12 protein-coding genes and 1 pseudogene are annotated in these 23555 nt (G+C 72.2%); 6 read left to right on the forward strand and 7 right to left on the reverse strand.

The window, feature by feature from the left end:
- Positions 1-19: 19 nt before the first annotated feature.
- From RI138_RS31570 to RI138_RS31585, 4 genes are read left to right on the forward strand one after another with little or no spacing between them, the layout of a single operon-like run.
- The gene (locus RI138_RS31570; protein WP_311122666.1) at positions 20-1012 is read left to right on the forward strand and encodes a carbohydrate ABC transporter permease; all 993 of its coding nucleotides are present in this window, start codon (positions 20-22) and stop codon (positions 1010-1012) included.
- Positions 1009-1956: a carbohydrate ABC transporter permease gene (locus tag RI138_RS31575; protein WP_311122667.1), complete on the forward strand. Its 948-nt coding sequence runs from the start codon at positions 1009-1011 to the stop codon at positions 1954-1956. The genes RI138_RS31570 and RI138_RS31575 overlap by 4 nt, the downstream gene beginning before the upstream one ends.
- 47 nt (positions 1957-2003) lie before the next feature.
- Positions 2004-2990: a hydroxyacid dehydrogenase gene (locus tag RI138_RS31580; protein ID WP_398864408.1), complete on the forward strand. Its 987-nt coding sequence runs from the start codon at positions 2004-2006 to the stop codon at positions 2988-2990.
- A gap of 36 nt (positions 2991-3026) precedes the next feature.
- Complete coding sequence (locus tag RI138_RS31585; RefSeq protein WP_311122669.1) at positions 3027-4532, forward strand: HAD-IA family hydrolase; 1506 nt, start codon at positions 3027-3029, stop codon at positions 4530-4532.
- Here the strand turns inward: RI138_RS31585 and RI138_RS31590 are convergent.
- Positions 4502-4802: pseudogene (locus RI138_RS31590) on the reverse strand (transposase); the annotation flags it as partial. The gene RI138_RS31585 and the pseudogene RI138_RS31590 sit on opposite strands and share 31 nt — an antisense overlap.
- Positions 4803-4833: 31 nt before the next feature.
- Between RI138_RS31590 and RI138_RS31595 the strand changes: the two are divergent.
- A complete protein-coding gene (locus RI138_RS31595) occupies positions 4834-5271 on the forward strand; it encodes a glutaredoxin domain-containing protein (RefSeq protein ID WP_311122670.1) in 438 nt (145 codons plus the stop codon).
- Between the two features lie 103 nt (positions 5272-5374).
- Here RI138_RS31595 and RI138_RS31600 read toward each other — a convergent pair whose 3' ends face one another.
- From RI138_RS31600 to RI138_RS31615, 4 genes are all read right to left on the reverse strand, one after another.
- Positions 5375-6100 carry a dienelactone hydrolase family protein gene (locus RI138_RS31600; protein WP_311122671.1) on the reverse strand — a complete coding sequence of 242 codons (726 nt, stop codon included), beginning with the start codon at positions 6098-6100 and terminating at the stop codon, positions 5375-5377.
- A gap of 312 nt (positions 6101-6412) precedes the next feature.
- A complete protein-coding gene (locus RI138_RS31605) occupies positions 6413-7225 on the reverse strand; it encodes a hypothetical protein (protein WP_311122672.1) in 813 nt (270 codons plus the stop codon).
- Between the two features lie 78 nt (positions 7226-7303).
- A complete protein-coding gene (locus RI138_RS31610; RefSeq protein WP_311122673.1) occupies positions 7304-8167 on the reverse strand; it encodes a class II fructose-bisphosphate aldolase in 864 nt (287 codons plus the stop codon).
- Between the two features lie 48 nt (positions 8168-8215).
- On the reverse strand, positions 8216-9103 hold the full coding sequence (locus RI138_RS31615; RefSeq protein ID WP_311123069.1) for an SIS domain-containing protein: 888 nt from the start codon (positions 9101-9103) through the stop codon (positions 8216-8218).
- Between the two features lie 296 nt (positions 9104-9399).
- Here RI138_RS31615 and RI138_RS31620 point away from each other — a divergent pair, with 296 nt between their 5' ends.
- On the forward strand, positions 9400-10164 hold the full coding sequence (locus tag RI138_RS31620) for an SDR family oxidoreductase (protein WP_311122674.1): 765 nt from the start codon (positions 9400-9402) through the stop codon (positions 10162-10164).
- A gap of 32 nt (positions 10165-10196) precedes the next feature.
- On the opposite strand, the gene RI138_RS31625 is transcribed toward RI138_RS31620, so the two are convergent.
- Together RI138_RS31625 and RI138_RS31630 are read right to left on the reverse strand one after the other, a co-directional pair.
- Positions 10197-10541 carry a hypothetical protein gene (locus RI138_RS31625; protein ID WP_311122675.1) on the reverse strand — a complete coding sequence of 115 codons (345 nt, stop codon included), beginning with the start codon at positions 10539-10541 and terminating at the stop codon, positions 10197-10199.
- Between the two features lie 111 nt (positions 10542-10652).
- Complete coding sequence (locus RI138_RS31630) at positions 10653-23339, reverse strand: amino acid adenylation domain-containing protein (protein WP_398864140.1); 12687 nt, start codon at positions 23337-23339, stop codon at positions 10653-10655.
- Positions 23340-23555 lie beyond the last annotated feature (216 nt).

The raw sequence follows: 23555 nt of genomic DNA on the forward strand, positions 1-23555 counted from the left end.
CCCGCCGAAGGAGCAACAGGTGGCAGCCCCACTCGCCCGGCCGGCCAAGACCCCGCCGCCCCGGCCCGCACCGCCGGCGGCCGCCACCGCCGGACCGGGAAGGCCCGGCGCCCCGGGCGGCCCCGGCACCCGCAGCGGACAGCGCAGGGCCGTGGCGCTCTTCACCGTGCCGTTCTTCGCCCTCTTCCTTGGCGTCACCGTCCTGCCGTTGCTCTACGCGGGGTGGATGAGCCTCTTCCGGGAGGAGTCCTCCGGCCTCGGATTCGGCGGAACCGAGCGCGTCTTCGCCGGGTTCGGCAACTTCACCGAAGCCCTCGGGGACGAGGCGTTCCTCCGTTCGTTCGGGAACATCGCGCTCTACTGCGTGCTGTACATCCCCGCCATGGTCGGCGGTGCGCTCATCCTCGCCCTGCTCGTCGACTCGACCCTGGCCCGCGCCCGGCGCTTCTTCCAGATCGCCTACTTCCTGCCGCACGCCGTGCCCGGCCTGATCGCCTCGCTGATCTGGCTCTACCTCTACACCCCGGGCCTCAGCCCGGTCACCGACGCCCTCGACGCGTTCGGTGCGAGCTGGAACTTCTTCGGCGAGGACGAGGCGATCCTCTCGGTCGTCAACATCTCCGCCTGGCAGTGGACCGGCTACAACATGATCATCTTCTACGCGGGTCTCCAGGCCGTTCCCCGCGAAGTGCTGGAAGCCGCCACCGTCGACGGAGCCGGAGCCCTGCGCACCGCCCTCCAGGTCAAGATCCCGATGATCCGGCCGACCGTCGTCCTGACCCTGCTCTTCACCTGCGTCGGCGCCATCCAGCTCTTCGACGCCCCCAAACTCGTACAACTGCGGGCCAACACCATGGGCGAGGACTGGTCACCGACCATGTTCATCTACACCGCCGCCTTCAAGGGCCATGACTACGGCCTGGCCGCCGCGAGCTCGCTGCTGCTCGCCCTCGTCGCGGGCCTGCTGTCCTTCGTCGTCACCAAGCTCGGCAACCGGTGGAAGGCCTCATGAGCACCCAGACAGCCACCCCCGATGCCCCGTCCGACCCCACCCGGAGAACCCGGCGCGCCCGGACCGCCCGCCGCACCGCGCCACGGCCGCCCGCCCGCGGAGGCCGCACCGGAAGCCTCACCTCCCGGGTCGTGGTGAACACGGTTCTCGCCGTCGTCGCCGTCTACACCCTGATGCCGCTGACCTGGCTGCTCATCGCCTCCACCAAGAGCTACCGGGACCTGTTCGCGACCAACCCGTTCAGCCTGGGCGACTTCGCCCTGCTGTCCAACCTGGAGGCCCTCTTCGCCCACAACGACGGGGTGTTCGTCCGCTGGCTGCTCAACAGCCTCCTCTACACCGTCGTCGCCTCCGGGCTCTCCACCCTGATCTCGGTCGCCTGCGGCTATGCCTTCGACAAGTACGCCTTCCGGGGCCGGGAGAAGCTCTTCGGTGTCGTCCTCGTCGGCGTTCTCATCCCCTCGACCGTCGTCCAGCTCCCGCTGTACCTGATGGCCTCCGAACTCGGCCTCGTCAACACCTACTGGGCCGTCCTGATCCCCAGCCTCGTCAACCCGTTCGGCGTCTACCTGGCCCGCGTCTTCTCCGAGGGGTACGTCCCCGACGAGGTCCTGGAAGCGGCCCGGGTCGACGGGGCGGGGGAGGTGCGGACCTTCGTGAAGGTCTCCCTGCCGATGCTGGCGCCCGGCTTCGTGACCATCTTCCTGTTCTCGTTCACCGCAGGCTGGAACAACTTCTACGGCGCGCTCATGATGCTCAACGACGACCGGCTCTACCCCGTCAACCTGGGCCTGTTCATGTGGAACCAGAACGTCTACCAGCAGCCCGAGCTGTACCCGCTGGTGATCATCGGGTCGCTCGTCGCCGTCGTCCCCCTGATCGTCGCCTTCCTCTGCCTCCAGCGCTTCTGGCGCTCGGGCCTCACCGCAGGAGCCGTCAAGTGAGCCACCCCGCCCCGTCCCGGCGGCCCCGCCCGCGCACTGTCCTGGCGATGAGCGGCGAGACCCGCGCGGCGGTCCTGGCCCCCGGGGCGCTGGACCGGATAGCCCGGATCGCCGACCTCGACCCCGGACTCCTCGTCACCGACTTCGACGCCGACGACCCGGCCCAGCGCGCCGGACTGCGCGACGCGGAGGTCCTGTTCACCGGGTGGGGCTGCCCGCCCCTGGGCCCCGCCGCCCTGAGCGCCATGCCCCGCCTGCGGGCCGTGATCCACGCCGCGGGCTCCGTCAAGCACCACATCACCCAGGACGTCTGGGACCGCGGCATCACCGTCAGCACCGCCGCGACCGCCAACGCCCTCCCCGTCGCCGAATACACCGTCGCGGCGATCCTCCTCTCCAACAAGCACGTCCTGCACAGCGCCCGCCTCTACCGCGAGGAACGCTCCCGCGTGAACCTCCTCACCCGGTTCCCGGCCATCGGCAACTACCGCCGCACCGTCGGCGTCGTCGGCGCCTCCCGCATCGGCCGCCGCGTCGTGGAACTGCTCCGCCCCCACGACCTGCGCGTCCTGGTCCACGACCCCTACCTCGACGAGGGCGAAGCCCGCGCCCTCGGCGTCGAGCGGACCGGCCTGGACGCCCTGGTCTCCCTCAGCGACGTCGTCAGCATCCACGCCCCCGAACTCCCTTCGACCCGGCACCTGTTCGACGCCCCGCGCCTCGCGCTGATGCGGGACGGGGCGACGCTCGTCAACACCGCACGCGGCTCGCTGGTCGACACGGAAGCACTGGTGAAGGAGCTGGCCGCCGGACGCCTCAACGCGGTGCTCGACCACACGGAACCGGAGGTCCTGCCTCCGGACTCGCCCCTCTACGACCTGCCGAACGTGCTGCTCACCCCGCACATCGCGGGTTCCCAGGGCGGCGAGCTCCACCGGCTCGCGGACGCCGCGGTCGACGAGCTCGAACGGTACGCCCACGGCCTGCCGTTCGCCCACGGGGTGGACCCGAGCACCCTGCACCAGCAGGCCTGACCCGTATCCGTACACCTGGAGCCGTGGGAGACCGCCATGTCCCGTACCCGCCGGGTGCTCGTCGTCGGCATCGACGGGGTGCGCCTCGACACCCTGAACCGCGTGAGCACCCCGCACCTCGACACGGTGGCCGACGCGGGCTTCCTGGCCCCCGTGACCGTGGCGGAGGGCACGCCCACCATGTCGGGGCCGTGCTGGGCGACGACCGTCACCGGTGTGAACGTCAGCAAGCACGCCGTGTGGAGCAACGACTTCAGCGGCCACCGCCTCGGCGTCTTCCCGGACTTCGCCACCCGCCTGTCCCGCCAGGACGGCCGCCGCACCTACGTCGCGGCAGCCTGGGAACCCCTGGTCACCGTCGCCGACGGCGGCCCGATGTTCCGGCACCCCACCCGGCTCACCCACCACGCTCCGGCCGCCGACACCCCCGAGGCCTGGGAGCGGGCCGACGAGTCCACCGTGCGCGACGCGGTGAGCATCCTGACCCACGAGGACCCCGAGGCGTCCTTCGTCTACCTCGGCGCCCCCGACGAGACGGCCCATCACCTGGGCTGCGGGGCGGCCTACAAGGCGTCGATCGCGTCGGCGGACCGCCGCCTGGGCGACCTCCTCGCCGCCCTGCGCGCCCGCCCCTCGTACGAACGGGAGGCCTGGACCGTCCTCGTCGTCACCGACCACGGGCACCGGGACGAGGGCGGCCACGGCGGCGGCAGCGCGGTGGAGCGCACCGCGTGGCTGGCCTGTGCCGGCCCGGACATCACGGCCGGGGCCCGCCCCGCCCGCCCGGTCCGGCACGAGGACGTCGCCGCTCAGGTGTACGCGGCCCTGGACCGTACGCCGGACACGCACTGGACGCTCGACGGCGGCGCGGTGCCCACCGTGCCGCGCGCGGTGCTCCTCGGCATGGACGGCACGCTCGTCGACACCGAACGCCTCTGGCTGGAGGCCGCCCGGGGGGTGGCATCGGCGCACGGCCACGCCCTCACGGACGAGGAGGGCGCGGGGGTGCTCGGCCGCAACCGCGCCGACACGGCGACCCTCCTCGTACAGCTGTGTCCGGAGCCCACGACCCTCGCCGGACTGGAATCGGAACTGGAGGACACCTTCCTCGCCGCTGTGGAAGCGGGCGTACCACTCCGGCCGGGAGCCCGCGCGCTGCTGGACCGGCTGGTGCGGGACGGCGTGCCCGCCGCCCTGGTGTCGGCCTTCCCGCGCCGGGTGGTGGACACGGTCCTGCGGGCGCTGGGCGGTGAGGTGTTCCGTACGACGGTGGCGGACGGCGAGAGCGACCGTTCGAAGCCCTTCCCGGACCCCTACCTGAAGGCGGCCACCCGCCTGGGCCTCCCGCCCGGGGCCTGCCTGGCGGTGGAGGACAGCCCCGCCGGGGTGGCCGCGGCCGAGGCAGCGGGCTGCCGGGTGCTGGCGGTCCCCTCGGCCGCGCCGATCACATCGGCCCCGGGCCGACGGGTAGGGCGCGATCTCGCGGTACTGCCGCGGGAGTGGGGGAACGGCACCTCGACGGGCAGGCCGGTAAGGAGGTAAGCCGTGCGCGGCGCGTCGTAGCCAGCGTCGAAGGCGACCAGGATCTCCGGGTCGCCGTTCCCCCACTGGCCCTGGCCGATCAGGTCGTTCACGACACGGCGGACCTGCCGGGAGGTGACCTCGGCGACATCATCTTCGGGGCCCAGGCGGACCGCGTCCAGCAGCTGGCACCACGAGGTGCGGCCCCGTCTCCAGCGCGGCGACGAACGAGTAGGGCCAGCCGGGAATGAACTGGTCACTGGACCGTCCTGAGCGTCCGTAGACGTGGCAGCATTTCGCCTCATCGGTAGCCTGTATCACCATGATGCGTGCTTGGACCTTGCCGATGCTGCTGGTACTCAGCGGCTCAGCCGTCGCGGCTGGGCAGATCTTCAAGGGGAGCCCCGGCACAGCCGCAGCACTCCTGCTGGCGTTCCTGGCGCTCGCCAGCGTGAACTCACCCCTGATCTTCCCGAGGTCGATCGGTGCGCAGGAGGCACAACGCCGCAGCGCGGTCGACGGCCGACCGGTCGTCTTCTGGCGGCCGGGCTGCAAGTACTGCATACGACTGCGCATCCGGCTGGGCCGTAGTGCCCGCCAGTTGCACTGGGTCAACATCTGGCGCGACCCGGCAGGAGCCGCAGCGGTGAGAGCAGCCAACGACGGCGACGAGACCGTGCCGACCGTCGTCGTGACGGGCCGGCCACACACCAACCCCGATCCCAGATGGGTGCGCGAACAGCTCTCCCCTCCCGCGTGATCACAAACCGCGCCCTGCGGAGAGACACCCGCAGACCCAACTGAAGCGCACAGAGGCTAAACGACAAGCTGAGAGCCTGTGAATAGACCGCAGTCTGCCCAGATCACTCGGTTATGGGCAGGCACTCGGCGAGCAGGTCGACGACGTCCCACCAAGCTCGGTGCGCGTGCTGAGGGTGATAACCGACCCCGGGAAGCACGATGTGGTCGACCGGTGGGTGATGGAAGGCGTGCAAGGCGCCGCCGTAGACCACGAGGCGCCAGTCGACGCCTGCGGCCTGCATCTCGGCGGTGAATGCGTCCCGTTGCGCGGGCGGCATGATCGGATCTTCCGACCCGACCCCGGCCCACACCGGGCAGCGAATGCGCGCAGCCTCGCCTGATCGGCCCGTGGTCAGTCCGTTGACTGTCGCGATCGCGCGCAGGTCAACGCCGTCGCGCCCGAGTTCCAGCGCGATTGCGCCCCCGGTGCCGTAGCCGACGGCAGCGATCCGGTCCGGGTCGGTCCGCGGCTCGGCGCGGAGCACGTCGAGCGCCGCGTGGCCGATGCCTCGCATCCGGTCGGGGTCGGCGAGCAGAGGCATGCAACGGGCCAACATCTCCTCAGGGTCCCTCAAATAGCGCCCGCCGTGGAGGTCGAAGGCCAGCGCCACGTATCCCAGCTCGGCGAGCGCATCGGCCCGGCGGCGCTCGACGTCGCTGATCCCCACCCCCTCGGGCCCGACCAGGACCGCGGGCCGGCGGCCGACACCGGCCGGGAGCGCGAGGTGCCCGATCATCGTCAGGCCGTCGGCCGCGTAGTCGATCGTGCGCGTTGTCACTGTCGTCATGAGCCTGGACTGTAGTGATCGTCGAGTCCGGTCGGGCCGGTGTTCTGCCGTTGGCAGAAGGCAGATCTCCGGCGTATTCCGGAAACCCCGTCAGCGGTTCAGCTCAGCTTGTGCTTTATGGTCTGGCCTCGAACGATGCCCCGAACGTGATCGCTCATGCGTGGATTCCGGGGATGTGAACACGGCCTTCGCCTGATCCTGTGCTCCGACGAAAGAGGCACTTGACCAGCACGAAGGCCGTGGGGGAATGAGTCTGCTGACCGAGCCAGACCCTGACGAGGCCGTGGGAGACGCATGTTTCAACCTCGGTGGTCACGTCGCGGTGGGGACGTAGGGCGCTGCTGCAACCTGGGCCATCGTCCGAAGATTCGCAAAGTAGGAGGCGCAGTACTCCTCGTTGATCAGAGGAACGATCATGTCGAGGTCGGTGATGCAGCCCCAGAGACAGGCGATGCCACTGCCGTCGAGCCCGCCCTTCAGCTCCCTCTGCACGAGGCCGGCGACGTCGGCGTCCAGGAGGACCAGATCCACGCCGTCGAAGTCCACACCGCGGAAGCCGTCGGGGAACAATGCGCGCAGGTGGTCCTCCCACAAACGGGCGAGTCCGCCTTCGAGCTGTGCTCCGCCCACGTCGGCGCCTGTCGCCTCTGCGGACGGTGGGCGAAGGAGCAGGGAGACGGCATCGAAGACGGCACGCAGCATTGCGACGGCCCGGATCGGGCGGAGGGCGGCACTTGACTCGGCGCCCTGCGTGAGCTTGTCGCGCAGCAATCGGCTGCGGTGGAGTTCGATGGCGAGCTCGGCCGTGATGAGCCCGGCGTCGGCGGCCCGCTCGATGAGGACGTGGAGCGGTTCGTTCGTGGCCAGACGCTCAGCGAGGACGTGCTCCAGGGCGAACAGGGAATGCGTGACGGCGACGGTGGCGAACTCGTACCGGTAGTAGGAGTGCCGGATGAGCTCGCGGGAAGTTTCCAACGCGCTCATGACGTACATCGACGCGCCGCCGGGCAGAACCAGGTCGGCAACCACAGCGTGCATCTCCGCATAGTCGAGAACGAGGTCGCAGGCGCGCGGGTCTCGTACCGGCAGGAGGAGCGGGTCGGGCGGCGGAGGCAGGGTATTCACCGGTGCAGTCTTGTCGCCGGAGGTTGTCGGTGCCATCGGATTTGCTCGGGGCGGCCGCATCTCGCCAGCGGGTCCGACCTAAAGAACAAGCTGAGGAGGCAGCACGGCCATCAGCCGGGCCACCGTCCGGGCCATCGCGTCCCGGCCCTCCGCCAGATAGCGGCGCGGGTCCACGCCCTGATCGTCCCGGGCGAGCCGGTCCCGTATCGCGCCGGTCATCGCGATGTTCAGCGCGGTACCGATGTTGACCTTGGCGATTCCGCCCGCCACGGCGCGGGCCAGCTCCTCGTCGGAGGCCCCGGACGACCCGTGCAGCACCAGTGGAACGGGCACGGCCGTACGCAGCCTGGCCAGCAGGCCGTGGTCGATGCGGGCGTCCCGCGAGGTCATGGCGTGCGAGGTGCCGACCGCCACGGCCAGCGCGTCGACCCCGGTGGCCTCGACGAAGGCCCGAGCCTCCTCGGGGGCCGTACGGGCCCCGGGCGCGTGGGCGTCGAGCGGAGCCTGCCCGTTCTTCCCGCCGACCTCCCCGAGCTCGGCCTCCAGCCAGAGACCCCGCTCGTGGGCCCAGACGACGGCGGCGCGGGTGGCCGCCAGGTTCTCCGCGTACGGCAGCCGGGCGGCATCGAACATCGCCGAGCTGAAACCGCAGTCCGCCGCCTGGTGCAGCAGCTCGACGGACTGCACATGGTCCAGGTGGAGGGAGACGGGGACGGCGGCCTGGTCCGCCACCTCCGCCGCGGCGCGGGCCAGCGGGCGCGCCCGCCCCCGGTGGTAGGCGACCGCGTTCTCGCTGATCTGGAGGATCACCGGCGCCCCCGCGGCCTCCGCGCCCTCGGCGATCGCTTCGGCGTGCTCCAGCGTGATGACGTTGAACGCGGCGACCGCACGCTGCTGTGCGGCGGCCTCGGCGACCAGATCGCCGGTGGCGGCGATGGGCATGGCAACTCCGGGTGAAGGTCCGTCAGAGGGTCCGTCAGGGGGGGGCGGTCAGGTCGTACTGCTGAGAATGACGGAACGGGTCAGATGACGCGGCCGGTCCGGGTCGAGGCCGCGAGCCTGGGCGATGGCGAGGGCGAGGCGCTGGACCCGGACGAGCTCGGCCAGCGGGTCGAGGCCGCCCGCCACCCATCGGGCACCGGTCGCGTGCACCTCGTCCATCAGCCCGGCCGGGGCCTCGCCGAGCATCCAGGTCGCGGTGGAGCGGGTGGAGATGCTGATGGGGCCGTGCCGGTACTCCATGGCCGGGTACGCCTCGGTCCAGGCCAGGGCCGCCTCACGCATCTTCAGCGCGGCCTCGTTGGCGAGGCCCACGCTCCAGCCCTGTCCGAGGAAGGTGAACTGACTGCACTCCACCAGCCCGACGGGCAGCGGCTCGGCGAGCGCCACCTGGGCGTCCTCGACGACGGCGTCGGTGTGCAGGCCGAGATGGGCGCGGAGCAGGGTCAGCGCCGAGGTCGCGAAGCGGGTCTGCACGACGGACTTCTCATCGGCGAACTCCAGCACGACCGTGTCGTCGGCCATCGCCGCCATCGGGGTGTCGGGATCGCCGATCACCACGGTCCTGCGGGTCGTTCCGCCGAGCCGACCGAGCAGACCGAGCACCTCGGTCGTCGTCCCGGAACGGCTCAGTGCCACGACCCGGTCGTAGGGCCGCCCGGCAGGAAACTCCGACGCCGCGAAGGCGTCGGTCTCGCCCTGGCCGCTGCCCTCACGGAGAGCCGCGAAGGCCTGGGCCATGAAGTACGACGTACCGCACCCCACGACGGCGATGCGCTCACCGGCCGCCGGAAGCCGGTGGGCGAGCCCGTCCGCCATGCCTGCGGCTACCTGCCAGCAGTCGGGCTGACTGGCCAGCTCCTGAGCCACGTACGTCATCTCGTCTCCCCTGTCCCCGCACTCCACCGACAGCATCGATGCTCGAAGCTGCATATTAGGCCAGCATTTCAATCAATATCAAGCAGGCGTGTGCAAGGGGTCGCACGGTCGGCGCGCACCGTCCGGGCCGGCCCCCGCCCGGCCGACGCGCCCCGGGCCCAGGGGTGTTCGCACCCGCGTGCGCGCGCCCCGCTTCCGGCCGGTGCATCGCGGGAGCACATTTAGTCCCGGGTCGGTGGGTAGGGTGGCTGCGCTTCGCGAAAACGGCGGAATGTTCGACGTAGGGGGATGGATTCATGGGTGCGTTGGCGGGAAAGGTCGCGTTGGTCACGGGTGCGAGCCGCGGAATCGGCCGGGCGATCGCCCGGCGGCTCGCACGTGACGGGGCCTTGGTCGCCGTCCATTACGGCGCGCGGAAGGGAGCCGCGCAGGAGGTCGTCGAGGAGATCGGGAAAGCCGGTGGTCAGGCTTTCGCGGTGGGCTCCCTGCTGGGAGTGGCGGGCGACGCCGAGGCGCTGTACGAGGCGTTCGGCGCGGGAATGGCGGACCGGGGCGAGGAACCGGTACTGGACATTCTGGTCAACAATGCCGGCGTCAGCGGATCCGGACGAATAGGCGACGCCTCACCGGAGAATTTCGACCGGCTCTTCGCGGTGAACGTGAAAGCACCGATGTTCCTTATCCAGCACGGTTTGACGCTGATGCGCGATGAGGGACGGATCGTCAACATCTCGTCGGCCGCAGCCCACCGGTCCTTTCCCGAGTCGGTGACCTACGCCATGACCAAGGGAGCGGTGGAGACCCTGACGCTTGCTGTGGCAAAGGAAGTGGCGGGCCGGGGCATCACGGCGAACGCGGTGGTGCCGGGCTTCGTGGAGACCGACATGAACGCCAGACGACGCGAGACCCCCGAGGCCACGGCGGCGCTGGCGGCGCACTCCGTGTTCGGACGCATGGGCCAGCCGGCGGACATCGCCGACGTCGTGGCCTTCCTCGCCTCCCAGGACGCACGCTGGGTCACCGGCCAGTGCATCGACGCCACAGGAGGCACCGCACTCTGAACGGCTGCCCGGCAGCCGGAGGGGCTTCGTGCTCAGCGCTCCACGTGTCCTTCGCGCAGCGGACCACCGGTCGGATCGAGCACTTGGAGAGCCGCCGCGACCAGCGGCCGAGGATCGGACCGCCGGGCCAGAACGAGGTGCCCGTCGAGCAACGTGCCGCCCAGAGCGGGGTCGGCGGCCCCGAGCCGCCGGGGGAGCCGCTTCCCGGCCCCGTTCCAGCGGCGGCGGTGTGCGGTGAGGAGGTGGGCCGCTTCCCTCGGAACCCGGTCCGCGACGGCCAGTTGCTCGTGCGGGTCGCCGTCCGGGCCGGTGTCCCCGAGATCGTCCATGAGGTCCGTGAGCAGCGCGCGCTGCGCGGCACGTGCATCGGCGGTCAACGGGTCCGGCCCGGCGGCATCGGCCGGTCCGTACGCCCCGGATCTCCATGCCTGACTCCCATCCCCGCCTGACTCCCATCCCCGTGGTGCCCCGTGGCGCTCCCGCGGAAGCTAACGGCTCCCTCCACCGGGAGCGACCGCTTTGCCCGCCCACGGAACGAGGGAGTCAAGGTCGATCGCGTGGGTGAGCAGATGGAGGGGCGCCGCACGCGTCCCGGTCGCCTCCGCCGCCGCCCAGTAGGCCAGGGCGGTGGTGCTGTCGACCGGGCCGCGGACGAGCGGAACACCCGCCCCGGAGGCGTGGAGCAGGGACTCCAGCCGGCACGACGCGATCGTGCCGGGCAGCCACGGTTGCGCCGCGTACCCGTCCGCCGCGGCGGTGGGCAGTCCGTCGGCCACGTGCCGTTCGGTGGCGCCGACGGTCAACAGCCCGCCGCCCGCGACCAGGACATCCTTCGACCGCCCCATCCGGCCGATGGCGCGATGCGTGTCGAAGCAGTGCGGGAAGGAGTCGTCGATCACCGTCGTACCGGGTTCGAGGCGGTCGACGTCGAGGAGCGTGCCGCCCCCGCTGACCGCCGCCACGATCAGGCGCGCCTCGTACACCTCCCCCGGAAGCCCCCGATCCGATTCGATCACGTCCACCGCGCCGGCGAGCCCGCGCTCGCGGAGGCTCCCGGCGAGTTCCTTCAGGCGCGGTCCGCTGCCCCGTACGTCGCAGAGCAGCAGCCGGGCGGGCGGGGGTCCCGCCAGGCCGAGCAGCAGCTCCAGCGAGGACGAGCCGATCGAGCCGAGGCCCACGAACGCCACGGTCAGGTCGGCCAGTTCCCGCTGACGCGCATCGAGTGCGGCGTGCACGGTCTTCACGACGGAGACGACGGTCGCCGCGTGCCCGGTGGTGACGGCGGCACCGGTCGTACCGGTGGCGCGCAGGACGTCGAACCCGTAGCCGGTGAGCGACGGGATCATCCCGGCGAGAGACACGGACCGCGCGCCGAGCGACGAGGCAAGGTCCACACCGCGGGCGGTGTGCCCGAGCAGCGAGTCGCCGGGAGCGAGTTCGTCCGCGAACAGCGGGACGCACACGAAGCCCGACCGGCCCAACGGCGTACTCAGCGTTTCCAGGAGCCGCGGGCGGCCGTCGGGGAAGAGCAGCGTCCGCAACTCCTCACGCGGCAGCGCCTCTTCCGACAGCCCCGCCAGCCGCGCCAGCTGGACCGGGGACGGGAGATAGCCGACGAGCGCGGCATCCATGCGCTGTTGGTCCGAGCCGGTGCCGGGGTCTGGGTCCGGGCCGGTGCCGGGGCCGCTCGGGCGTCCGAGGGCACGGCCCTGGACTCCTGCCGATGCATGAACCGACGCGGAGGAAGCCGCCGCGCGTGTCAGGTTCTCGCGCACTGTCTCCGCGAACGCCGCCAGCCCCTCCGGGGTGAACGCCGCTGCGGCCGCGCGGACGGTCAACCGCAGTCGCCCGGCGTCCAGGCGGGCCGACAGGAACACATCCGTACCGACCGGAGGCGGTGTGTACACGCTGTCCCCGTCCTCCTGGATGACCCGCAACGTCCGTCTGCTCTCCGGCCCCAGGGCGGAGAAGTCCAGATAGGTGAAGAAGAACTGCGAGGCCAGGGGCAGCCCGTTGGGCAGGGACGGCACAGGCCCCTCGTGGGTCCGCGCCGCTGTCGCCTCGGCGGCGATCCGCCGCAGATCGTCCTCGAACGCCGCCTCGGCGGGCCGCCCGGACTCCGCCTCCGTACCGGCGGCCGGCCGCAGCGGCACAGCCGTGGCGTAGGGCCCGAACACCCGGTGGACATCGGGCTGAGCGGAATGATCCCTGCCGCTCACGGCCAGACCGAGCACCAGGTCCGCCCGGCCGGTCGCCGCCACGAGGGCACGGTAGTAGGCGGTCAGGACCGGGGCGTGGAGGGTGGTGCCGACGCCGGATGCGAGTCCGCGCAACTCCGTCACGTGACCAGCATCGACCACGAAGCTGTGGGCGTGGAACGCCGGACGAAGGCCGCCCGGCACGACCACTTCGGCCTCCCCCTCTTTTCCTGTCGGCCCGTTCCCGGAGCCGAGGGCGGGGTGGAGGACGGGGCGGAGGACGGGGCAGGGGTAGGGAGCGCTGAGCCGCGCCCATCGGGCCCCGCCATCGCCAGCACGGTCGCCGGTGGCACCGGCCGCGTCCGTCCCGCCCGGCGTACCGGTCGAGTCCGCCGGTACGGCGGCACGCACGGCGTAGTCGCGGAAGGTGCCGCGCAGCGGAGCCAGCACCGGCTGTTCGCCCTCGGCCGACGCGTCGTACACGGCCATCAGCTCCCGTACGAGCAGGGCGGCGCTGTAACCGTCACCGATGATGTGGTGGGCGTGCACCACGAGGACGTGCTCGTCGGGGGCGAGGGTGAACACCCGCAGACGCAGGAGGGGCCACGCCCAGAGTTCGAAGCGGCGCGCCCGCTCGGAGTCGATCCTCTCGTCCAGGTGGTGCGGTTCGGTGAGCGTCTCGAATTCGACCGGCAGGCGCAGCGAGGGCGGGAGTTCCTGCTGGACGGCCGGGCGCGCCCCGGCGGGGAAGACGGTGCGCAGCATCGGATGGCGGGCGACGAGGGCGTCCACCGCGCTCTGGAAACGAGCGGTGTCCAGGGGGCCGAGCAGCCGCAGCCGGGTGAGCCAGGACGAGGTCGATCCGGGGGAGATGGCTTCGGCCAGCAGGAATCCTCGCTGGGTGGGCGTCAGAGGGAAGGGGCTGGGGCCGGGGCCGGGCCCTGCGGACGAGAGCTCCCCGACGTCCGCCATGCCCGTACCGGCATCCATGCGCGTCCCGGTATCCGTGCCCGTACCGGCATCCGTTTCCGTGCCGGGCGTCGCGGGGGCCCCGTTGTCCACGGCGGTGGCGAGGGCCGCGAGGGTGCGGTGGCGGTAGATGACGGTCGGCCGGGGGAGCGGCCCGCCCGCCCCCTCCAGCCGGGCGAACACCTCCAGGACGAGCAGGGAGTCGCCGCCGAGGGCGAAGAAGTCGTCCTCGCGGCACACGTCGCCGGTCCCGAGCAGCTCGGACCAGATACGCGCCAGCCGGATCTCCGTCGGCGTCCGTGGCGGTGTCCGCCGGGGCGTCGCCGCAGGCCCGGCCGAGCCCGGCACCGCCGCAGACCGGAGTGCGAGGAGCTGTCGGCGGTCGATCTTGCCCGTACCCGTGAGCGGCAGGCTGTCGACCGAGGTGATCCGGGACGGAACCATGTACGGCGGCAGGGTCTTCCCGAGATGCAGCCGCAGTTCGACCGCGTCCGCGCCGGACGTCCCGGGCCTGGGCGTCACGAACGCGGTGAGGCGGCCGTCCTGGAGCAGGACGACGGCGTGCGTGACGTCCTCGTGCGTCTGGAGCACCGCTTCGATCTCACCCGGCTCGATGCGGTGACCGCGCACCTTCACCTGGTCGTCGAGCCGCCCGAGGAATTCCAGGCCGCCGTCCGCCGACCACCGCACACGGTCCCCGCTGCGGTACCAGCGCCGCCCCCGCCGCGTCGTGAACGCGGCCTCGGTCAGGTCCGGTTCGCCGAGGTATCCGGAGGCCAGACCGATTCCGGCGATGAGCAACTCACCTGCCTCACCGGGCCCGAGGGTCCGACCGTCGGGGCCGACGACCTCCACCTCCGTACCGGCCACCGGGCGGCCGATGGGCAGTCGCCGTACGTCGTCGCCGGGCCGGGCGCTGATGATGTGGCAGGTCGTGTTGATGGTCGCTTCGGTCGGTCCGTACAGGTTGGCGATGCGCTGACCGTCGCCCAGGAGGTCGAACCAGCGGCGCACATGAGCGGGCGGCAGAGCCTCGCCGCCGACATGAACCCACCGGAGCGCGCCCAGGTCCGGCCGCGGGCCACCGCTGCGTATCCGCTCCTCGGCGGCGGTCAGCAACTGTTCCCACAGCGTCGGCACCGAGCTCCACACAGTGATCCGGGTGCGTTCGACGTGCGTCAGCAGAAGACTGGGGTCGCGCAGCAGATTCCACGGCACCGCCACCACGGTCGCTCCGACGAGGAGCGGGGCCAGGAGCTGGCGGACGGAGGCGTCGAAGCAGATCGACGCCGTCTGGGCGAGCCGGTCGTGGGCGTCGTATCCAAAGGTGCCGATCGCCCAGTCGAGGTAGTTCTCCATCGACCGGTAGGTGATGGGCACGGCCTTGGGGCGGCCCGTGGAGCCGGAGGTGAAGATGACGTACGCGATCGACTCCGCGTCGACGGCCTCCTCGGGCAGCTCCCGTACGTGGTCCTGCCCCTGTTCGGACCCTTGTGCGCACTCGGGGGCCGGTACGTCCACGGGCACCTGGTTGACGTCGCGCAGTGCGTCCCCCGCCGCCCGGGTGGGGGCGTGGCAGAGCACCGTACGCACACCCGTGCGGGCGATCTGGTCCGCGAGGCGCGCGGTCGGGTGCCCGGCGTCCAGCGGCACCCAGCCCGCCCCGGCCCGCAGGATCGCGACGACCGAGACGACGGTGTCCGCGCCGGGTTCGGTGAGCAGCCCGACGAGGCTTCCCGGGGTGACGCCGTGGGCCACGAGCCTGGCCGCGACCGAGCGGGAGGCCTGGTCGAGTTCCGCGTACGTCAGGGTGCCGGTCCCGGCGCCGGTCCCGGTGTCGACGGCGACCGCGTCCGGGGTGGCCCGGAACCGGTCGAGCAGCCGCCGCACGATGGTCGCCGACGACCCGGTGCCGGAATCGGACAGTGTCCCGGCGGCAGCCGTCAGCTCGTCGTGGAAGTCACGGTCGAGCCGCGCCACCGTCGCCGGATCGAAGAGGCGGGCCGGGAAGTTCCACGAGAAGCGCAGGATCGTCCCGTCCTGCCAGCACAGCAGGCTCAGCCGGGTCGCGGGGGTTCCGGTTCCGGCCGCGGCTGGTCGTACGCTCACGGGGCACCGCTCGTCGAGGGCGGCCGGAAAGCGCGCGAAGCTGAAACCCGCCGGGCTCACGGTCCGGAGCCCGTCTCCGGTGAGTCCGGCCGGTATCAGCCGGGCCAGATCGAGGCTGGTCGGCGCGGCATGCTGTTCGCTTTCCAGCCATACCTGCCCGAGCCGCTCGGCCAGCGCCCACACCGACTCCTCCGGGTCCGTGTCGCACAGCAGCGGGAGGGTGTCGGCCAGTGGCCCGACCAGCCGGTCCACACCGGCCAGACGGACGTCCCGCCGCGCGCGGGCGACGTTCACCGCGATCTCGCGCTGCCCGCTCCACCGGGCCAGACACCGCACATGGACGGCGAGCAGCAGGTGGAACAGGCTCACACCGTGCGCGGCGGCCCGCTCCTCCAACGTGCCAGTGAGCACCGAGTCGAGGGCGCTCTGGTGGGTGGTCAGGGGAGGCGCCGGAAGAGCGGCCGGATCACCGTCGTACGGCAGCGGCAGCCGCGGTGCTTCACTCCGGGAGGCCAGCCGGTGCGCCCAGTAACGCCGATCGGAGTCGAGGGCCGCCGCACCGGCCGAGGAGGCACGCTCCTCGGCGGCAGCGGAGGCGTACCCGGCGAAATCCGTTCCGGGAGCGGGCAACGCGGGCTCGTCCCCGTGGGCGAGGGAGGTGTAGAGCGACCAGAGCTCCTCGCCGAGGATGTTGAGGCTGTAACCGTCCCCGACAGTGTGATGGATGACCAGCAGCAGATGGGCCAGCTCGGAGCTCTCCCGTACGAGGACGGCACGTACGGGAGGCTCGGCGGCGAGGTCGAACGGCCGGTTGCACAGGGCGGTTTCCAGCTCCTCGACGCGGCCGTCGAGCCCGTCACGTACCGCGTACCAGGCAGTGACGTCGACGGCGGGCGCGACGTACTGCTGCGGGCGCGTCGTACCGCTCCCGTCCGTACCGCTCCCGTCCGTGGCGCTCTCGATGCGGATGCGCAGCATGGAGTGCCGGTCGGCGAGCAGGGCGAGGGCCCGGCCGAGGAGCCCGGTGTCCAGAGGACCGCGGACGGTCTGGCGGACGTAACCGTGGGCGGGGACGTCCGGATGGAGCCGACTGCTGGTGTGGAGGGCCAGTTGGACGGGGGTGAGCGGGAACGGTACGCCCTCGGGGACGGGGTCCCGGCCGGGAGCCGGCCCGTGCCCCGATGCGCAGGGGGATGCGGGTGACGGGGCGTCGAGGTGCGCGGCCAGCTCCCGGACGGTCCGGTACTCGAAGAAGAGGGTTGCGGGCAGCGCGGTGCCCCGCTCCCGTTCGAGCTGCCTGACCAGGTCGACGGCGGCGAGCGAGTCGAGACCGAGGGTGAGGAACGGTTCGTCGTCCGGAATCTCGGCGGGAGACAGCCGCAGCGCCGCGGCCAGGAGCCTGCGCAGCAGGGCAGCGGTGTCCGTGCCGGGGCCGGTCGTTCCTTCCCTGGCCATCGGCGACGGCCGGGGCTGTGCGTCCGGTACGAACCCGGGTGCCGTGCCGCGCACCGGAACCGTCCCGGCCGGTCGCTCCGGGCGCCCGGCGGGCGGGGGAGAGTACGCGGAGGAGGGCGCGAGGTCGGCGAGGACGAGCTGTGCCGCATCGACTCCCCATGCCGTACGGAGAGCCGCCAGCGCGGGCGCGGTGGCCACGGTCCGCCCGCCGGGCCGCGATACGAGTGCGGCGCGCGCCCCCGGACTCGTACCGGGCACAGCCCTCGCCCCCGCCCCCGACCCCGTACTGAGGCCTGCGGTCATGCCGGTCTCGGCGAACGCGGCGAGGTTCACGGACTGCCACGGGCGGCCGGACGCCCGCTCCGCGGCGGCGAAAGCGTCGAGGAAGGCGTTGGCCCCGGCGTAGTCCCCCAGAGCGCCCGCCAGACCGGGCAGGACGGCGGAGACGGAGGAGAACGCCACACAGACCGCAGGGCGCAGCCCGTGCCGCCGCAGAGCCAGTGAGAGCAGCAGACTGCCACGCGTCTTGGCGGCCAGAGCCTCCGCCGCCTCCTCGCGGGTCCTGCTGCGCAGGGTGCCGGGCCGCACGACTCCCGCCGCGTGGAATACGGCGTCCAGGTGGGGGAGCGCGGCGATCAGGGCGTCGACGTCGGGCTCCTGCGACACGTCGGCCCTGTGGTAGTGGACGGTGGCCCCGAGTGCGCGGAGCTCCTCGGTCAGACCGGTGGGCAGACCGGGGGAGCGCCCGGCGAGGACGAGCGTCGGCCGCCCCTTCGAGGCCAGGTCGCGGGCGAGGGCGGCCCCGATTCCGCCGCCGCCCCCGGTGATGAGGAAGGTGCCGTCCGGCGGGAGCGTGGTGCTGCCCGGCGTGGGTGAGGACGGTACGGAACCTGTCGATGTCGAGGAGTCGCCGGGAGGAGGTACGTCGGCATCGGCCAGCGGCGGGACGGCGCGGGTGAGCCTGCGCCCCGCACGCCACGCGATGGTCCCGGCCTCCCCGGGAGCGCCGTCCGCCCTCAGCTCGGCGAGCACGGCCTCCAGCCGCAGGGCGGGGGTGTCCAGCGAGCAGAGGTCGACGCCGATGGCCGAACTGCCCGGCGTCTCCTGGGGCACAGCCAGTAGAAGCCCGGTGAGGAGGGCATGGGCGGGTCGTGGCCTCTCGGGTGCGGCCCCCGTGGTGTGAACGTCCTCGGTGAGGACGAGCAGCCGGCCCGCGCCGGTCTCGTCGAGGTGTGCGAGCGCCGTGTCGAAGGCCGCCAGCGCAGCGTCCTGGGCGCGGTTGAGGGTCTCGCCGTCGTGCTGCTCCGGAGCGGGACCGGCCACCAGGACCACGGCGTCCGGCTGCCCGTCCGCGCTGCCGTACACCTGGATGTCCTCGGCGGCGAGCTGCGCGGAGAGGGCGTTGACAGACGCGGTGTCAGGACCCGTCAGGAGCACCGATCGTACGGCTGCCGGGGGCCCGGGCAGCGGAGTGTCCTGCCACTGGACCCGGTGCAGCAGCGGGCTGGCGGGCGGGTCCGCCCAGTACCGGGTGCGCTGGAAGGGGTAGGTGGGCAGGGGGACCAGGCGGCGGTCAGCGTCGAGCGCGGTACGGTCCAGGGGCACACCGCTCGACCAGAGCCGTCCGACGGTCTCCAGAAGTGTCCCGCGCCCGAGACGCCCGTCACCGGGAGCCGAAGCGGAGGACGAGCGGCTGCCGGAATCCGCAGACAGGGCGGACATCACGACTACTCGGCCACGGCCGCCAGAACCACCACGATCCCTACCGGCTGCACGATCACTACCGGAGGCACCGGAGCACCCACCGCCACCACCACGGCTCGCGGCACGGACCGGACCCAAGAGCGTCCCGCCCCGCCCCAGCTCCACGAACGTGTCGTAACCCTCGCTCGTCATGCGCTGCACGGCGGCCCCGAACCGCACCGGCCGCAGGGCGTGTTCGCGCAGGTAGTCCGGATCGAGGACCGGCTGCCAGGCGCCGGTGACCGTGCTCATCAGCGGGGTGGACGGAGTATGAGGGGTGAGCTTCCGCGCCGCGTCGGCCAGCCGTTCCGCGATGGGCCGCATGAGCGGTGAGTGGAAGGCCCGGGAGACGCTCAGTCGTCGTACGGGAACACCCTGAGCGTCGAGGTCGCGGGCGGCGCGTTCCACCGCCGGAACGTCACCGGAGAGGACCAGCAGCCCAGGACCGTTGTACGCGGCCACGACGAGGGCACCGCCGGACTCCGCGACCACCGAGTCAACGGCCTCCTCGCCCCCACGGACGGCGAGCATCGCGCCGTGCTCGGTGAACTCGCCCATGAGACGGCCGCGTTCGGCCGCGAACCGTACGGCGTCCGCCAGACTCAGCGCCCCGCTCGCACAGGCGGCGGCGATCTCCCCGACGCTGTGCCCGGCGACCGCGTCGGGCTCCACGCCCCAGCTCCGCAGCTGACGGGCGAGCGCCACCCCGGAGGCGACCAGCAACGGCTGCGCCACCTCCGTCATGGCGGCGAGGGCCTCCACCTCCCTGTCCGGATTCAGGCCCCAGTCCAGCAGGGGCCGCCCCCGCACCGGGCCGAGGAGCGCGGACGCCTCGTCGAGCGTGTCCCGGAACACCGGAGCCGTCCGGTACAGGGCGCCGCCCCGGTCGGGGAAGTGCGCCCCCTGCCCGGGAAAGAGGAAGACCACGCGCGGCCGGGACCGGGCGAGACTCCCCGCAGCAGACGCAGCAGACGCAGCAGACGCAGCAGACGCAGCAGACGCAGCAGACGCAGCAGACGCAGCAGACGCAGCAGACGCAGCAGACGCAGCAGACGCAGCAGACGCGTCGGCGAGCCGGTCCAGCAGGTCCCCGTCCGTGACGAGTGCGAGCCGATACGGACCGTCGTCCCGGGAGGTGCTCGCCGTCCGGCAGACGTCCCCTTCGCCCAACTGCGGGTGACGGTCCAGATGGTCGGCGAGCCGCGACGCCGCCGCCCGCAGCCCGGCCGCGCTGCGGGCCGAGAGGGTCAGCAGGTGGGGTCCGTCGTCCGTACGGTCGAGCCCGGCGCGGGCCGATGGGGGCGGGGCCTGTTCGAGGACGGCATGGGCGTTGGTGCCGCCGAAGCCGAAGGCATTGATCCCCGCGACGAGGGGCCCGGCCGACGTCCAGTCACGGGCCTCGGTCACCACGGAGAAACCGGCGGGCGCGAGGCCGGGGGAGGGCGGCGTGTGATGGAGCGAAGGGGGCAGCCTGCGATGGCCCAGAGCCAGCACCACCTTCACCAGTGCGGGCAGAGCGGCCGCGTTCAGCAGATGACCGATGTTCGTCTTCACCGAACCGAGGAGCCGCGGTTCGCCACCGGGCCGTACCGGAAACGCGTGGGCGAGCGACCGCAGCTCGATCGGATCGCCCACGGCTGTGCCCGTTCCGTGAGCCTCCACGTAGGTCACCGATGCCGGGTCGACGCCTGCCTGCTGGTACGCCCGGGTGATGACCTCGCGCTGGCGCAGGGGGTTGGGGGCCATGAGGCTCAAGGACCGGCCGTCGTTGTTGACGGCCGTCGCGCGGATGACCGCGAGCACGGGGTCGTCGCCGAGCCGGGCCGCGTCCAGGCGGGTCAGGACGAGGGCGGCGCCGCCCTCACCGGGCACGAAGCCGTCGGCATCGGCACTGAAGGCGCGGCTGCGCCCGGTGGGGGAGAGGGCCTGCGCCTCCTCCAGCAGGCGGTGACCGGTGGACGTGAGGTGCAGGTTGACCCCGCCCACGACGGCGAGGTCGCACTCCCCGTCCAGCAGGCTGCGCCGGGCCAGATGCAGGGCCACCAGCCCCGAGGAACAGGCGGTGTCCACGGCGAGCGCGGGACCGTCGAGGTCCAGGCTCTGGGAGACGCGGGCCGCGATGAGGTTGGGCAGGTTGCCCGTGAGCGAGGCGGGCAGCGGGGACCCGTCGGCCGAGGCGCGGTCCAGGACCGCCCGGTAGCCGCTGTCGCCAACGGCCGCGAAGACCCCGATCCTGCGGCCGCGCCGACGGGGCCCCGCGTAACCGGCACGTTCGAGGGCCTCATGGGCGAGTTCGAGGAAGAGCCGGGCCTGCGGGTCGAGCGCGCGGGCCTCGTCGTCACCGATGCCGAAGTACGCGGCGTCAAAACCGGCGGTGTCGTCGAGGAACGCGCCCCAGCTTTGTCGCCGGCGCTGTCCGTCAGGGCCGTCCGGAGTCGCCTCCCTCTGCCCGGCAGTGCCCCAGCGCCCTTCCGGTACGGGGGTTACGGCGTCGTGCCCGCCGGTGAGCAGGTCCCAGAAAGCGTCGGGGGTGTCGGCGCCGGGGAATCGGCAGGCCATTCCGATGACGGCGGTCGCAGGGGCGGGGGAGCCGTGCGGACCGGCCCCGTTGTTGTCACCTTCCACGACACGCGGCGGTACGGCGTCTCCCTCGGCCCGGGACTCACGCTCTCCGGCCCGGAACCCCGGTGCGACGGTCAGGAGGTGGGCGGCGAGTTCCGCGACCGTTCCGTGGTCACGGATCACCGCGGGCGGGAGCGTCACACCGAACGCCTCCTCCAGCGCGACCAGGACTTCCATCGCCTTGAGGGACGTCCCGCCGAGGCTCCCGAATCGCTCGTCGCGGCCGACCGCCGGTGCAGGCAGCCCCAGCACCCGCGCCCAAACGTCCCGCACGACGGCTTCGGCCTGGGCCCGAGGAATAGGCGCTTCAGCTCTTGGAGCGGGTGTTTCCGCACGTGCACGGGGGGACGCAGCCGCCCGCGAAGAGCCCGGTTCCACGCGAACGGAAGCCGCAGAAGATATGGAAGCCACAGAAGCCCCAGAAGGTACGGAAGAGACTGCCGCCGCTCCCGGACCTCCCGCCCCCCAGGCCCCCGCCTCGAACCGCTCACGCAACCGCTGCCGTTGCAGCTTCCCGCTCGTCGTCCGGGGGAATGCACCCGGGGGCAGCGCCAGCACCCGCACATCGTCGTGCAGCAGCGCCTCACGTACACGGGCGGCGACCCGTTCCAGAACGTCCGACGCGTCGTGCGGCGGCCGGGCCCAGGGGACGAACACCACGACCCGTTCCCCGCCGCTCACCGGATCGGTCGAACCGATCACCGCGGGAGCACCGGCCGGCAGCCCGGGTGTCTCCGCCGCGATCTCTTCCACGTCCGGGGCGTGGAAGGTACGACCGTTGAGGAACAGTACGTCCTTGTGGCGTCCCGTCACGCACAGCCGTCCGTCCCGCAGGAACCCGAGATCGCCGGTGCGCAGCCACCCGTCGGCGAAGGCCTCGGCGCTGACCTCGGGGAGGCTGTGGTAGCCACGGGCCAGCTGCGGACCGCTCACCACGATGTGCCCGACCCGCCGGTCCCCCAGAACGGAGTCCGCGTCGTCGACGATCCGCACAGTGCACCCCGCCACCGGCACGCCGACGTCCATGAACTCGACGGCTTCCGGGCCGGGTTCGGCGTCGACCGCCTCCCCGACGCTCAGCGCCGCACGGTCCAGGACCAGTGGCTCGGCGACCTCCCCCGGCGGCGGGAACGTCACCGCCAAGGTGGCCTCCGCGAGCCCGTAGACCGGCTGGGAAGCCGCCGGGTCCAGCCCCGCCGGACGCATCTTGCGGGCGAAGTCGCGCCACACCGCGGGCGCGATCGGCTCCGCCCCCACCAGGATCAGCCGGACGCCCGACAGGTCCAGCCCCTCGACGACCTCGTCGGGAACGCGTCGTACGGCCAGGGCCAGGGCGAAGTTGGCCGCGGAGAGCACGGTGGCCCGATGCCGGTCGGCCGCCTCGAACCACACCCGGGGCCGCTTGGCGAACGACAGCGGCCCGATCTTCACCTGCTTGGCGTGGGCGGCCAGAGGCGCGAGATGCGTACCGATGAGCCCCATGTCATGGAAGTACGGCATCCAGCTGACCACCACGTCCTCGGCGCCGAGTGCCGAGGCGCCGCGTATCTGCTCCAGGTTGGCCAGCACCGCGCCGTGCGTCACCTCCACGCCCTTGGGCGTACCGGTGCTCCCCGAGGAGAACTGCACGAACGCGACCTCGTCCTGTCCGGCGTGCCCGGTCGCAGGCTCCGGTAGCTCCGGTCCTTCCCGCAGCACATCGAGGCTCAAAGCACGTACACCGCCGGGTAGTTCACCGGCCAGCGGCGCGTTGGCCGCATCCACGACGACGGGCGGCCGGCCCAGGTGCTCCCAGACCGGCAGGACCCGCCGGACATCCGGGGCCAGCGGTACCGGAACGAGACCGGCCGCTAGCGCACCCCAGAACATCGGCTGGAAGTCCTCGCTGCGATCGGCGAGCAACGGCACACAGGTACCCGGCGCGACCCCCGCTTTCCGCAACCCGCCCGCCACCCGCAACGCATCGTCCAGAAGCTCGCGCAGAGTCACGGTCAGCTCGCTGCCGTCACCGCGGACATGGACGACGACCTGCCCGGGAGCCTCACGGGCCGCGCCCAGCAGTACATCCAGCAGTGTCATGTCGTGGTCCACCGGTCCGTCGGTCCGTTCTTCACGCACGCGCGGCAACGCACGCACTGATCGAATTCCCCGGAATGATCATAAAAACGCGCTGATCACGAAGAGTCCACCGACGGGAGGAGACGACCTGCTCCCTGAGTCTGACGTCCGCACAAGAGAGCGGCGAGGAGCGGAGAGAGGCGGCGAGGAGCGGCAAGAGGAGAGGAAACAGGCGGC

This window comes from Streptomyces durocortorensis, from assembly GCF_031760065.1.
GTDB lineage: Bacteria > Actinomycetota > Actinomycetes > Streptomycetales > Streptomycetaceae > Streptomyces.

Excerpts from the sequence above, each read along its gene's own strand:
- RI138_RS31575 (WP_311122667.1), top strand. The coding sequence starts at position 1,009 with ATGAGCACCCAGACAGCCACCCCCGATGCCCCGTCCGACCCCACCCGG.
- RI138_RS31580 (WP_398864408.1), top strand. The coding sequence starts at position 2,004 with ATGAGCGGCGAGACCCGCGCGGCGGTCCTGGCCCCCGGGGCGCTGGAC.
- RI138_RS31620 (WP_311122674.1), top strand. The coding sequence starts at position 9,400 with ATGGGTGCGTTGGCGGGAAAGGTCGCGTTGGTCACGGGTGCGAGCCGC.
- RI138_RS31615 (WP_311123069.1), bottom strand. The coding sequence starts at position 9,103 with ATGACGTACGTGGCTCAGGAGCTGGCCAGTCAGCCCGACTGCTGGCAG.
- RI138_RS31595 (WP_311122670.1), top strand. The coding sequence starts at position 4,834 with ATGATGCGTGCTTGGACCTTGCCGATGCTGCTGGTACTCAGCGGCTCA.
- RI138_RS31630 (WP_398864140.1), bottom strand. The coding sequence starts at position 23,339 with ATGACACTGCTGGATGTACTGCTGGGCGCGGCCCGTGAGGCTCCCGGG.
- RI138_RS31600 (WP_311122671.1), bottom strand. The coding sequence starts at position 6,100 with ATGACGACAGTGACAACGCGCACGATCGACTACGCGGCCGACGGCCTG.
- RI138_RS31585 (WP_311122669.1), top strand. The coding sequence starts at position 3,027 with ATGTCCCGTACCCGCCGGGTGCTCGTCGTCGGCATCGACGGGGTGCGC.
- RI138_RS31610 (WP_311122673.1), bottom strand. The coding sequence starts at position 8,167 with ATGCCCATCGCCGCCACCGGCGATCTGGTCGCCGAGGCCGCCGCACAG.